Here is a 12916-nt window from a genome sequence, read left to right on the forward strand (position 1 = left end):
ATCGCTCCCCAAACGTAGCCGGATGGCGCAGCGCTTACCCGGCCTACAAAATTCACTGCGCAGGCCCGGTAAGCTTGCGCCACCGGGCCAGAGTCGCATTAACGCTTATACAGCGGGCCGTAGTTCTGGCAGGCGCGATAATCCTGGCCTTCCATATCCATACCATGGGCTGCCCAGGCTGAAGGGCGGTAAATTTTTTCGTCTTCCACGTTGTGCATACAAACCGGGATACGCAGCATGGCGGCGAGCGTAATAAAGTCCGCGCCCACGTGACCAATCGTCAGTACGCCGTGGTTTGCGCCCCAGTTAGCCATGACGGAATAGACATCGCTGAACGGGCCTTTACCGGTTAAGCGCGGAGCGAACCAGGTGGTTGGCCAGGTGGAGTTGGTGCGCGCATCAAGCTGGTCGTGCATCTCTTTCGGCAATTCCACGCTCCAGCCTTCCGCGATTTGCAGCACCGGGCCCAGGCCTTTGATGATGTTGATGCGGGTCATGGTGAACGGCACGCCGCCCTCGGTCAGGAAGCGAGAAGAATAGCCGCCGCCGCGGAAGTATTCGTGAATAGCCGGACACCATTCGGTAGCCGCCAGGCAATCATCCGCCTCTTTCTGTGAGATTTCCCAGTGCGGCTTCATGGTCGGTTTCCCTTCGCCGTCGCGCTGTTTGCAGGAGCCATCCAGCGCTGCCGAGCCGGAGTTAATCAGGTGAATAATACCGTGCTCAGCAAGGCCGGTTAGCGGTTTACCTGTGACGCGTTCAACCGCCTCTGGCGACCAGTAGGTGCGCACATCGGCAAAGACCTGCGCTGTGCCGGTGAGTTGATGACCAAACAGCATCGCCACGCCGTTCAGGCTGTCGTTTTCGGTGGCGACAACGAACGGTTCGCGAATGCCGTTCCAGTCAAAGGAGCTGTTGAGCAGTGCTTCGGCGGTATCGCCATTCGGGTATTGATCGGTCCAGTGACGCTGGCCCTGGAAGCCTGCGGCAATCGCGTTGTACCCCAGTGACTCTTCAACCCGACCTTTGTCTGCCAGTTTTTGGTTACCCTGCATCATGTCGCGAATGCACATGGCCATCAGCAGGCTCTCTTTCAGCACCGCACGGCTCTGCTCTGCGTTACGCTTATATTGCTGTGCGTTCTGATCTTCACCGTAGCGGAAGTTTTTATCCGCCCACGCCAGCGCCATTTCCAGCTCAGCTTCGTCATAGATTTTTTGGTCGATGCGACGACGCAGTTCGGTCATATCAACGGGTTGAACCTTCATTCCCAGCCAGGATTCAAAGAAGTTATGATCGACAATCGAGCCGGCAATGCCCATTGAAACACCGCCTACGGACAGGTAGCTTTTGCCTTTCATACTGGCAACCGCCAGGCCCGCGCGGGCAAAGCGCAGCAATTTTTCTTCAACATCGGCAGGGATCGTGGTGTCACCGGCATCCTGTACGTCATGGCCGTAAATAGAGAAGGCGGGAAGTCCTTTTTGATTATGCGCAGCCAATGCTGCGGCCAGATAAACTGCGCCGGGACGTTCTGTTCCGTTAAAGCCCCAGATAGCTTTCGGGCGCATCGGATCCATGTCGATGGTTTCGCTACCGTAGCACCAGCATGGGGTAACAGTAATCGTCACGCCTACGTTCAGGCTGCTGAATTTTTCTTCACAGGCGGCAGATTCAGCCATCCCGGCAATGCAAGTGTCGGCAATCACACATTCAATTTGTGCACCACAGGCGTGACGAAGTTTCTCTGTGATCAGCGCAGCAGTGGCTTTTGCCATATTCATGGTTTGCTCTTCGAGCGATTCACGAACACCCATACGGCGCCCATCAATCACCGGACGAATTCCAATTTTCGGTAAGCTATTTTTGTTCATTCGAGGTTCCTCATCTCACTTTATGCCGTGCTGCAAAAGCGGATGTTGAACACCACCGTCGCAGTTGGCTGAATAACCCATTTTTGCTAACTCGAGTTAGCTTAGGTATTAGAGAGTTTTTTGCACAACTTTTTTGTTGTGGAACTGTGAGAGGCTTCACGAGAAGTGGTTAAAATTCGATCTGCGTCAAATAAACCAGGACGGGTATTTTCAATAAATCCTTTTTAAATTAATTGGTTGTAATAAATTGTCTGTTCAGCGTCACAGTTTTAAACCAAATGATTTGGCTATTTTGAGTAGCTAAAATAGCTTTAAAAGGCACTTCGCTAACTCGAGTTAGCATAATTGATAAAACGCATATGAACTTATAGGTAGTATTCGCATTAACGGTGACGATGGCTTCCTGGCAACGTTTTGCGCCTGATTCACTGATTGCAGTTTCTGTATATTGAGGAAAGCAGCAATGTCTGAAACATTTTTACAGATGAGTCATATTACGAAACGTTTTCCCGGCGTATTAGCGTTGAGTAATGTGGATTTTGCTTTACGCAAAGGAGAGGTTCATGCGCTGCTGGGTGAGAATGGCGCAGGAAAGTCTACGTTGATGAAGATTTTATCCGGTGTTTATCAGCCTGATGAAGGGGATATTATTTTTGAGGGACAACCTGTTACTTTTGCGAACCCGTTGAGTGCACAAAGCGCAGGTATCACCATCATTCACCAGGAGTTTAACCTTTTCCCTGAACTCACGGTGGAAGATAATATATTTATTGGCAGGGAGTTTTGCAAAAATAATCGCTGGCGTCTGGATGAAAAACAACAGCGACAGGCAGCTATCGATATTTTGCAAAAATTAAACCTGAATATCTCTCCAGAAACGCTGGTGGCCGATCTGACCGTCGCGCAACAACAAATGGTTGAGATTGCTAAAGCGATATCGGTGAATGCCAAGATTCTTATTATGGATGAACCGACGGCAGCGCTGACTGAAACGGAAATTGACAGCTTATTTCAGGTAACTCGTTTGCTGAAAGAACAGGGAACGGGCATTGTTTATATCTCGCACAGATTAGAGGAACTGGCGCTGATCGCCGATCGCGCGACGGTGATGCGGGATGGTCAGTTTATTGCCACTGTGGATTATGATGCGGTTAAAATTAGCGATCTGATTGCCATGATGGTTGGGCGCGATCTTGGCAATATCTATCCTCGCCGCGAACCTTTGGCTCAACGCAAACCGGTGTTGGAAGTAAGCGGTCTGACGCGCAATGGCGTATTGAACAATATTGATTTCACTCTGTATCAGGGCGAAATTTTGGGCTTCGCCGGTCTGATGGGGGCAGGACGTACTGAGCTGGCGCGGGCAATTTTTGGTGCGGATCCCATTGATGGCGGAACCCTCAAGCTGAACGGTAGCGTGACGGTAATTAAAGATATTCCTGATGCTATCAAACAGGGTATCAGCTATTTAACCGAGGACAGGAAAAAAGAGGGGCTGGCATTAGGACTGTCCGTTGAGCGCAATATTATGTTGGGCAATTATCCTGAGTATTCCGATCGTTATGGCAACGTGGACAGCAAACGTTGTCAGAAAACCAGCGAAGAACAGGTGAAAGCCCTACGTATTAAAACACCACATTTAGAACAGGCTGCTCTGAATTTAAGTGGTGGTAATCAGCAGAAAATTATTATTGCCAGATGGGTGTGTAAAGACACCGATATTCTCATCTTTGATGAACCCACTCGCGGTATTGATGTGGGTGCCAAACTTGAGATTTATGAATTAATGAATCGACTGGTGGCAAAAGGGAAGTCAATTATCATGATCTCCTCTGAATTACCGGAAGTGCTGGGTATGTGCGATCGCATTTTAGTGATGCGTAATGGACGTATTACCGGGGAGTTAGCTTCTGATGACGCCACACAAGAAAAAATCATGCAATATGCGACGTTAGAGGACTAATTTATGACTATCTCTGTAACCTCTTCAGACAGCAATAATAAGAAAATAAAAATTAACAAAGAGCTTTTAATGCGCCTTGCGCCGCTTTTGAGTCTGATTATTTTAGTAATATTTTTTAGCTTTGGTTCGCCATTTTTCTTTAACACTGAAAACATCATGACAATCGCTCTGCAAACTTCAGTGATTGGCATTATGGCGATTGGCGTTACCTTCGTCATTATCACGTCAGGAATCGACCTTTCTCTTGGCTCGGTGGTGGCCTTTTCGGGTGTTGCGGTAGGCATCAGCGCCACGCTGGGATTGCCTCTGCCCGTATGTATTCTGGCCGGGGTGCTGGCCGGTGGATTATGCGGCTATATCAATGGTCTGCTGGTCACCAAAATGACTATCCCACCTTTTATCGCCACGCTGGGCCTGATGATGTCCGTCAGAGGCATCAATATGGTGATGACAGATGGTCGTGCGATTTATTTCGCTGATTACCCCACCTTCAAAATGCTGGCCCAGGGACGTTTGTTCGATGTGTTGCCTTATCCCGTTTTTTACCTGGTGGTGGTGGCGCTAATCGCCGCCTACATCCTGAAGAAAACGGTGATTGGTCGCTATGTTTACGCTGTAGGTAGCAATGAGGTGGCCGCACATCTTTCCGGTATTAAAGTTCAACGCGTCAAAATTTTCGTCTACGCCTTTTGTGGTCTGCTGACCGGGATCGCCGGGGTTATTCTGGCCTCACGTCTGAACTCTGGTCAGCCAACGGTTGGTGTGGGTTATGAACTGGAAGCCATCGCGGCGGTTGTTATTGGCGGTACGAGCCTGATGGGAGGAATTGGCACCATCGGCGGGACTATCATCGGCGCATTCATTATGAGCGTGTTGAAAAACGGTCTGAACCTGATGGGGGTTTCCCAGTTCTGGCAAATGGTGGCCATGGGCGTGGTGGTCATTGCTGCGGTTTATCTCGATACATTACGCAAAAAAATTCGTTGATTTACGCTCCCGGAAGTCACGGGGCATCATAACCCTGACGTTTAGGGTGACTCACTCAGAACGGAGTAAAACAATGAGAACCAGGAATTTTGTCTATGCGTTATCCCTGCTGGCCTGTATGACATCCAGCGTATTGGCTAAAGATATGAACCTTCCGGTGGTCAGTAAAGGTTTCCAGCATGAATTCTGGCAAACCGTAAAAATGGGGACGGAAGCGGCAGCAAAAGAGTCGGGTGATAAAACCAGCTATGTTGGCCCGGCGGATGAAACTCAGATTGCCGAGCAGATTCAGCTAGTTGAAAACGCGATGGCGCAAAAACCCAATGGGCTATTGCTGGCAGCGTTAGATGCCAATGCGCTGGCGCCATTAGTTGAGACCGCAAATTCACGCGGCATTAAAGTTGTGACGTTTGACTCCGGCGTGAATTCCGATATCCCGGTGAGCTTTGTCGCCACGAATAACCGTAAAGCCGGTGCTGAAGCGGCGGATGCACTGGCAGCGGAAGTGGGCAGCAAAGGTAAAGTGGGCATTATTGCGCACGTAGCGGGGACCTCCTCAGCGATTGAGCGTTCGGAAGGGTTTATTGCCCGCATGAAGGAGAAATACCCGGAAATCCAGGTGCTACCGGTCCAGTACAGCGATGGCGATCCGCAAAAAGCGATGGATAAAACCATCGATATGATCCAGGCCAACCCTGATATTGCAGGGATTTATGGCACCAATGAAGGCTCAACGCTGGGCGTAGCAAACGCCATTGATAGTCAAAACCTGAAAGGCAAAGTGAAAGTGATTGGTTTTGATAGCACCGAGGCAATCATTGCTTTCCTGAAGTCTGGGGTCATTCAGGGCTTTGTCGTGCAGGACGCTTATCAGATTGGCTACCAGGGTATCAAGACACTAAATGCAGCGGTATCGGGTCAGTCTGTACCGAAAGAAATTGATATTCCGGTTAAATTCGTTAATGCGAAGAACATTGACACCCCGGAAATTGACAAGCTGTTACACCCATTCGGTAAAAAATAACCCCGTTGGGGCGAAGTGCTCGCCCCATCATTCGCCAGCGTCAGGGAGTTACTATGGGCAGTGGATATTTCCTCGGTGTGGATGTCGGTTCCGCCAGCGTCAGGGCTGGTGTCTTTGATGCCAGTGGCAAACGGCTGGCTTTTGCGACATACGCCATCTCGCAGTTTCGACCCGGTCCTGAGCGGGTTGAGCAGTCATCTGCAGAAATCTGGCAGCAGGTTTGCCATGCAGTGAAGGAGGCGGTGTCGTCATCCGGGGTTCGCATTGAGGAGATTCGCGCATTGGGATTTGATGCCACCTGTTCATTGGTAGCACTGGATGAGCAGGGGCGGGGTCTGGCGGTTTCACCTGGCGAACCATCAGACCATAACATCATCATGTGGATGGATCATCGTGCGGCGCAGGAGACGCAACGTATAAACGCCACGCAGGATCCGGCTTTGCGCTACGTTGGCGGTGAAGTCAGCATCGAAATGGAGCTTCCTAAAGTACTGTGGTTGAAAAACCATTTTCCAGCCACCTGGCAGAGTGCGTATCGCTTCTACGATCTGGCGGACTTTCTGGTCTCTAAAGCTACCGCCTGTGATGTTGCTGGTCTGTGCACGCTGACCTGTAAATGGAACTATCTGGCACATGAACAACGCTTTAGCCACTCCCTGCTTGACGCTGTTGAGTTAACGGATTTGTTGGGCAAAATCCCGTCGCGGATCCTGCCGCCAGGCGCTGCCGTTGGAACGCTTAGCGCCGATGCGGCCCAGGCGCTGGGGCTGACGACTGCAGTGGTCGTCGCCAGCGGAATGATTGATGCCCATGCGGGCGGAGTAGCGCTTGCCGGTGTTGAGCCTGAGGGGACGTTGGCGTTGATCAGCGGAACGTCAAATTGCCATATGCTGTGCAGCGAGCAGGAGATTCATACACCTGGTGTATGGGGGCCGTACTGGTCAGCCATGCTGCCAGGCTACTGGCTGACAGAAGGGGGGCAAAGTGCTGCTGGGGCGTTAGTCGACTGGACGCTTCAGGAGTCAGGAGCCAGCGCGGCGCTATTTCACAAGGCTGAGGCGCGGGGTTGCCATCCCATCGTTTTAGTTAATGAATGGGTTGCCGCACTTGAGGAGCTGGAGTTAGAGCCAGGTCGTTATTTGCATGTGCTGGCCGATCATCACGGTAATCGTTCACCGCGCGCGCGACCCGATGCCCGGGGGAGTGTTTGCGGTTTGACTCTTGAGCGAGGCGAGATGCAGGTTGCTCGTCTGTACCTGGCGACATTACAGGCGATCGCCTGCGGTACGCGGCATATTATGGAAGTGATGCGCGAAAACGGTCACACCATTTCCCGACTGACGCTGTGCGGCGGCGCAACGCATAACCCACTGTGGTTGCGAGAATATGCCGATGCCACCGGATGCGATATTCATCTGATGCAGGAAGAGGATGCAGTGACGTTAGGTGCGGCCATCACCGGCGCGGTTGCCTGCGGCGCGTGGGAAAATATTCCATCTGCATGCCAGGCGATGGTTCGATCAGGCGAGGTGATTAAGGCTAACCCGGCACGGCGGAACTTCTATGACCGCAAATATCAGGCTTATCTGATGATGTGGGATCAGCAGCAGGCGATTAACCAACTTATGCAGTAAGACAAAAGTTTAAAATACTTTTATGATTGTAGATTGACGTTTTTGGATGTGAACTGGGGCATATAAATGGCTAAAACAGTAGAACAGATAGCCAGCGATCTGAATTTATCGGTTACGACCGTACGACTGGTGCTGAACGGGAAAGCAGAGCAATATCGAATCAGTGTCAAAACCCAAACGCGTATAAATGAATATGTCGAGCGCTATGGTTACGTCATTAACCATTCAGCACGCAGCCTGAAATTGAATAAAACGGATACGTTGGGATTGATTGTGCCCAATATTTCCAACGTGTTTTTTGCCACACTCGCAGAAAAACTTGAGCAACGCTGTCGTCGTTCCGGTTATCAGCTAACGATTAGCTGTACCTATGACGATGTTGATTACGAAAATAAACTGACCAAAGCGTTAATAGCTCGCAATGTCGATGGCCTTTTTATTGTTCCCTCAACATTAGAGAATCAGCAGCACCATTTACGTCAGGTCAGAAAACCGATGGTGTTACTTGACCGTGATTTTAAGTATACCGATAACGCTCTGGTAGAAAGCCATAACATTTTGGGCGGCGAAAAATTGACGCAAAGTTTGTTTGACGCTGGAAAGTCGCCGATCTGGTTTTTGGTGGGAGATACCGGATTACCCAGCATCGGCGACCGTTTGCAAGGTTATCTTAATGCATTGAACAATAATGGTATTTTGCATAGCGATTGGGTGCGCGAAGGGCCGGACAACACGCCCGAGGGGGGTTATCGACTGATGGATGAGTTGATCGGCGAACAGGGCTGCCCACAGGCATTTATTGCCTCATCATTACCCGTACTGGAGGGGGCCATTAACGCTATTCGTAATCGTTTTGGCACAATTCCACCTGAAATTAATATTGGGACATTCGATGAACACCCAATGCTGGGATTCCTCGCCAATAATGTCTGGTCAATGCAGCAGGATGAAAATGTTTGGGCGGAAAAAGCGTTCGATATGATGATGAGTGCTATTGATGACCAGCCAATTAAAGAAACTGTAAAAGTTGAGATGAAGCTTATTAAGCGCGTAAGACAACCTTAATACGCCGCTATAAATAAATCGGCCTACTGAACATGAATATATATGTTCAGTGGCTGCCAGTATCTGAAACCTGACCCGTCTTATTCTGCGGCTGCATTTTTCGCAATAAAGACGAGGGGAAACTGTACCCGGAGAATCATTATGGAAAGAATGCGTTTGTCACGAGAAATCATTGAAACCTGCCTTGAAATGACCAGCCTTGGATTGAATCAGGGGACGGCGGGAAATGTGAGTGCGCGTTATGAAAATGGGATGCTGATCACGCCCAGCGGTATTCCTTACGAAAGACTTACTGAAAATATGATCGTGTATGTAGATAACGACGGGAAATATGATAAAGGACAATTACCCTCCAGTGAATGGCGTTTTCACCTGGCGGCATACCAGACGCGTCCGGATGCCAATGCGGTTGTCCATAACCATGCCGTACATTGCACGGCCGTTTCTATTCTTAATCGCCCTATCCCGGCAATTCACTACATGATTGCGGCGGCAGGGGGGAACTCTATTCCGTGTGCGCCTTATGCGACGTTTGGTACACGAGAGCTGTCAGAGCATGTGAGCGTCGCCCTGAAAAACCGTAAGGCAACGCTTTTACAGCACCATGGGTTGATTGCTTGTGAAGCGAATTTGGAAAAAGCACTGTGGTTGGCGCATGAAGTGGAAGTTCTGGCCCGCCTTTATCTGAGCACGCTGGCGATTGTCGACCCGGTGCCGGTGCTGGATGACGAGGAGATCGCCATTGTGCTGGAGAAATTCAAATCTTACGGATTACGCATTGAAGAGTAATTTCGCATAGCGAAAAGGAGAAATACGATGGCGAACAGAATGATTCTGAACGAAACGGCATGGTTTGGCCGGGGAGCTGTTGGTGCATTAACCGATGAAGTCATCCGTCGTGGTTATCGCAAGGCGTTGATTGTGACTGATAAAAATCTGGTGCAGTGCGGCGTTGTCGATAAGGTGACTTCCCGAATGGATGCTGCAGGTCTGGCATGGGAAATCTATTCAGGCGTTATTCCTAACCCAACCATTGCGGTGGTGCAGGAAGGGTTGGGTGTCTTTCAGCAAAGCGGCGCAGACTATCTGATCGCCATCGGCGGAGGCTCCCCTCAGGATACCTGTAAAGCGATTGGCATTATCAATAATAACCCTGAGTTTGCGGATGTACGCAGCCTTGAAGGGTTATCGCCAACGCGCAACCCGAGCGTGCCGGTTATGGCTATCCCCACCACCGCGGGAACGGCAGCGGAAGTGACCATTAACTACGTGATTACTGACGAAGAAAATCGGCGTAAGTTTGTTTGTGTCGATCCCCATGACATCCCACAGGTAGCGTTCATCGATGCAGACATGATGGACGGCATGCCAGCGGCGCTAAAAGCCGCCACCGGAGTGGATGCCCTGACCCATGCTATTGAGGGGTACATCACGCGGGCGGCATGGGCGCTTACCGATGCGCTGCACATTAAAGCCATTGAAATGATAGCCGGGGCATTACGTGGTTCCGTTGCGGGCGATACCCAGGCTGGGGAAGCGATGGCGCTGGGCCAGTACGTGGCCGGGATGGGCTTTTCCAACGTTGGTCTGGGATTAGTGCATGGAATGGCACACCCGTTAGGCGCGTTTTATAACACGCCGCACGGCGTAGCAAATGCCATTTTGCTGCCGCACGTGATGCGCTATAACGCCGAATTCACCGGGGAAAAATTCCGCGATATCGCCCGGGTGATGGGAGTTAAGGTTGAAGGACTGACGCTGGCAGAGGCACGTAAAGCGGCAGTAGATGCCGTCTTCGCCCTTAACCGCGATGTAGGGATCCCACTGCATTTACGCGATGTTGGCGTACGTAAAGAGGATATTCCTGCGCTGGCACAGGCGGCATTGGACGATGTTTGTACCGGGGGAAATCCCCGTGAAGCGAATCTTGGGGATATCGTTGAGCTGTACCACACCGCCTGGTAATTTTTCAGCGTGACGGCGTGAAAGCCTTATCCGGCCTACCGGGGTGTTCGACGTGTAGGCCAGATAAGCACAGCGCCATTCGGCAACAGAGCTATCGCACCAACCGTAATTGCTGCAGGTTTCCGTCGATATGTAAGTCCGTTTGCAGCCGTGCGATATCGCGACACAGAAACGCCATCTCCTGGTGCATCTCTAGTTTCTTGCGCCACTTGTCTGGTACTTCATCAAGATGCGCGTAAATGCCTTCCAGATGTTGAAACTGTACGAGCAGCTGCGTGGCGCTTTTGGGACCAATACCTGCAACCCCCGGTACTTTCGAACTGCTGATCCCGGCCAGTCCCCAGTAATCAGGCAACTGCTGCGGCAGCACGCCAAACTCTTTCTCAATAAACGGTGCATCCAGCCAGCGCTTCTGGAAGTAGTCACGAATACGTAGCGTCGGGGAGAGCAACTGACAATAGCCTTTATCGGTTGAGACGATGGTAGCCTGATGTCCCGCCTGGCTCACTTTAACCGCTAGGGTTGCGGCTAAATCATCGGCTTCATTCCCGCTGGAGACCCAACAGCAGACGCCGCGCTGTTCAAAAGCGGCGCGTAAGGCGGGCATTTCCCGGTGCAATTCATCAGGCATCGGGGGGCGACCTGCTTTGTAGTCAGGCAACCGTTGGTGACGCCAGCCGCTGTTGCGCGCTTCATCATCGAATACCGCCACGGCGTGCGTAGGCTGACTGTGCACAATCAACTGATCGAGCGCGTGCTGGCACGTCTCTACGCAGGGTGAGCCCTGTACGGCGTGAATGCGGCGGATAAGGTTCAGTGCATCGACAATGAGCAGGTGGACGGCCACGGTGTTCTCCCTAACAAATAAGTTTGTAGGGTAACATTCACGGCGAGGGGAGGCGAGTGTTGCGAAATAGCGTTATCCGTAGACCGGATGGCGGCGAGCGCCTCATCCGGCCTACAGATCCTGAAACGTGGTGGGACTTAATCGCAGGTGACAATCTTCATCGCCAGACCGCCGCGAGATGTTTCACGGTATTTGGCGTTCATGTCTTTACCGGTTTCGTACATGGTCTCGATGACTTTATCAAGGCACACGCGCGGTTCGCTGGTACGGCGCAGCGCCATACGTGCGGCGTTCACTGCTTTAACCGAAGCAATGGCGTTACGCTCAATGCACGGTACCTGCACCTGGCCGGCAACCGGATCGCAGGTCAGACCCAGGTTATGTTCCATACCGATTTCCGCCGCGATGCACACCTGCATTGGGCTACCGCCCAGCAGTTCAGCCAGACCGGCCGCAGCCATGGAGCAGGCAACGCCGACTTCACCCTGACAGCCCACTTCGGCGCCAGAGATGGAGGCGTTCATCTTGTACAGTGAACCAATGGCGCTCGCGACCAGCATGTAGCGTGCCAGCGAGTTAGCGTTCACTTCGCGGATAAACTTGTCGTAGTACGCCAGCACGGCAGGAACAATCCCGCATGCGCCATTAGTTGGCGCCGTAACCACGCGTCCACCGGCAGCGTTTTCTTCGTTCACGGCCAGCGCGAACATGTTGATCCAGTCAACAACCGCCATCGGATCAGTGGTGGTTTTGTCGCTGCTGACCAGCATACGGCGCAGCGCCGCCGCGCGACGTGGAACGCGCAGTTTGCCCGGCAATACACCTTCGGTGGTGATGCCGCGCTCAATCCCGCTGCGCATGACGTCCCAGACGTTGGCGAAGTGTTGTTCCAGCTCTTCTTTGCTGTGCAGCGCCAGTTCGTTTTGCATCATCAGACCGGAAAGCGACAGGCCGGTTTCCTGGCAATGACGTTGCAAATCAGCCGCAGATTTATACGGATACGGCACGTTTACCGGAGAGTTGTTCGGTAAACCAAAATGTTCTTCATCAACGATGAACCCACCGCCAATGGAATAGTAAGTCTGGCTATAAATGGCTTTTTCGCCCGCCAGTGCGGTAATACGCATCCCGTTTTCGTGCAGAGACAGATTGTCCGCATGGAAATTCATGCACTTGTCGACCGGGAACTCGACCTCATGTTGACCGTCCGCCAGCAGCAAACGTCCATGAGTATTCACATCCTGGATAAAGGCCGGGATGGCATCAATGTCTACGGTATCCGGCAGATTACCCGCCAGGCCCATAATAATAGCGATGTCGGTATGGTGACCTTTCCCCGTCAGAGACAAAGAGCCATAGACATCAACCACTACGCGGGTTACGTCAGTGAGAATTCCGCGTGCAATCAGGTCATCCGTGAATTGTTTGCCTGCTTTCATCGGGCCAACAGTGTGGGAGCTGGAAGGGCCAATGCCGATTTTGAAAATATCGAATACGCTAATCATGAGGCGTCCATTGTGTATCGAGGTGCGCCGCCCCGAGGAGCGGCGCAGGGGA

10 protein-coding genes are annotated in these 12916 nt (G+C 51.6%); 7 read left to right on the forward strand and 3 right to left on the reverse strand.

The window, feature by feature from the left end; translation table 11 throughout:
- Positions 1 to 98 precede the first annotated feature (98 nt).
- Positions 99 to 1874 (reverse strand): L-fucose isomerase, encoded by a 1776-nt coding sequence (gene fucI, locus OGV75_RS08410; protein ID WP_047357907.1) that lies wholly within the window; start codon positions 1872 to 1874, stop codon positions 99 to 101.
- 463 nt (positions 1875 to 2337) lie between these two features.
- Between fucI and OGV75_RS08415 the strand changes: the two genes are divergently transcribed.
- The 7 genes from OGV75_RS08415 to fucO all read left to right on the forward strand — a co-directional run bounded on the left by OGV75_RS08415 (position 2338) and on the right by fucO (position 10512).
- Entirely contained in the window at positions 2338 to 3837 is a 1500-nt protein-coding gene (locus OGV75_RS08415; protein WP_016157362.1) for a sugar ABC transporter ATP-binding protein, read from the forward strand.
- A gap of 3 nt (positions 3838 to 3840) precedes the next feature.
- On the forward strand, positions 3841 to 4824 hold the full coding sequence (locus OGV75_RS08420; protein ID WP_003034055.1) for an ABC transporter permease: 984 nt from the start codon (positions 3841 to 3843) through the stop codon (positions 4822 to 4824).
- Between the two features lie 73 nt (positions 4825 to 4897).
- Complete coding sequence (locus OGV75_RS08425; RefSeq protein ID WP_016157361.1) at positions 4898 to 5848, forward strand: ABC transporter substrate-binding protein; 951 nt, start codon at positions 4898 to 4900, stop codon at positions 5846 to 5848.
- Between the two features lie 53 nt (positions 5849 to 5901).
- The gene (locus OGV75_RS08430) at positions 5902 to 7482 is read left to right on the forward strand and encodes an FGGY-family carbohydrate kinase (protein ID WP_286480541.1); all 1581 of its coding nucleotides are present in this window, start codon (positions 5902 to 5904) and stop codon (positions 7480 to 7482) included.
- A gap of 66 nt (positions 7483 to 7548) precedes the next feature.
- Positions 7549 to 8547: a LacI family DNA-binding transcriptional regulator gene (locus tag OGV75_RS08435; RefSeq protein WP_016154251.1), complete on the forward strand. Its 999-nt coding sequence runs from the start codon at positions 7549 to 7551 to the stop codon at positions 8545 to 8547.
- 141 nt (positions 8548 to 8688) lie between these two features.
- The gene (gene fucA, locus OGV75_RS08440; RefSeq protein WP_003034062.1) at positions 8689 to 9336 is read left to right on the forward strand and encodes an L-fuculose-phosphate aldolase; all 648 of its coding nucleotides are present in this window, start codon (positions 8689 to 8691) and stop codon (positions 9334 to 9336) included.
- A gap of 27 nt (positions 9337 to 9363) precedes the next feature.
- Positions 9364 to 10512 (forward strand): lactaldehyde reductase, encoded by a 1149-nt coding sequence (fucO, locus tag OGV75_RS08445; RefSeq protein ID WP_016154250.1) that lies wholly within the window; start codon positions 9364 to 9366, stop codon positions 10510 to 10512.
- A gap of 91 nt (positions 10513 to 10603) precedes the next feature.
- Here the strand turns inward: fucO and xni are convergent, their stop codons facing one another.
- Positions 10604 to 11359: a flap endonuclease Xni gene (gene xni, locus OGV75_RS08450; protein WP_181598923.1), complete on the reverse strand. Its 756-nt coding sequence runs from the start codon at positions 11357 to 11359 to the stop codon at positions 10604 to 10606.
- A gap of 137 nt (positions 11360 to 11496) precedes the next feature.
- The gene (locus tag OGV75_RS08455; protein WP_016154248.1) at positions 11497 to 12864 is read right to left on the reverse strand and encodes an L-serine ammonia-lyase; all 1368 of its coding nucleotides are present in this window, start codon (positions 12862 to 12864) and stop codon (positions 11497 to 11499) included.
- Positions 12865 to 12916 lie beyond the last annotated feature (52 nt).

This window comes from Citrobacter sp. Cb028 (genome assembly GCF_030336705.1).
Taxonomy (GTDB): domain Bacteria; phylum Pseudomonadota; class Gammaproteobacteria; order Enterobacterales; family Enterobacteriaceae; genus Citrobacter; species Citrobacter braakii.

What these genes read in the sequence shown, in the direction of transcription:
- OGV75_RS08430 (WP_286480541.1), top strand. Translation starts at nt 5,902, where the DNA reads ATGGGCAGTGGATATTTCCTCGGTGTGGATGTCGGTTCCGCCAGCGTC.
- fucI (WP_047357907.1), bottom strand. Translation starts at nt 1,874, where the DNA reads ATGAACAAAAATAGCTTACCGAAAATTGGAATTCGTCCGGTGATTGAT.
- OGV75_RS08435 (WP_016154251.1), top strand. Translation starts at nt 7,549, where the DNA reads ATGGCTAAAACAGTAGAACAGATAGCCAGCGATCTGAATTTATCGGTT.
- OGV75_RS08425 (WP_016157361.1), top strand. Translation starts at nt 4,898, where the DNA reads ATGAGAACCAGGAATTTTGTCTATGCGTTATCCCTGCTGGCCTGTATG.
- fucO (WP_016154250.1), top strand. Translation starts at nt 9,364, where the DNA reads ATGGCGAACAGAATGATTCTGAACGAAACGGCATGGTTTGGCCGGGGA.
- OGV75_RS08420 (WP_003034055.1), top strand. Translation starts at nt 3,841, where the DNA reads ATGACTATCTCTGTAACCTCTTCAGACAGCAATAATAAGAAAATAAAA.
- OGV75_RS08455 (WP_016154248.1), bottom strand. Translation starts at nt 12,864, where the DNA reads ATGATTAGCGTATTCGATATTTTCAAAATCGGCATTGGCCCTTCCAGC.
- OGV75_RS08415 (WP_016157362.1), top strand. Translation starts at nt 2,338, where the DNA reads ATGTCTGAAACATTTTTACAGATGAGTCATATTACGAAACGTTTTCCC.
- fucA (WP_003034062.1), top strand. Translation starts at nt 8,689, where the DNA reads ATGGAAAGAATGCGTTTGTCACGAGAAATCATTGAAACCTGCCTTGAA.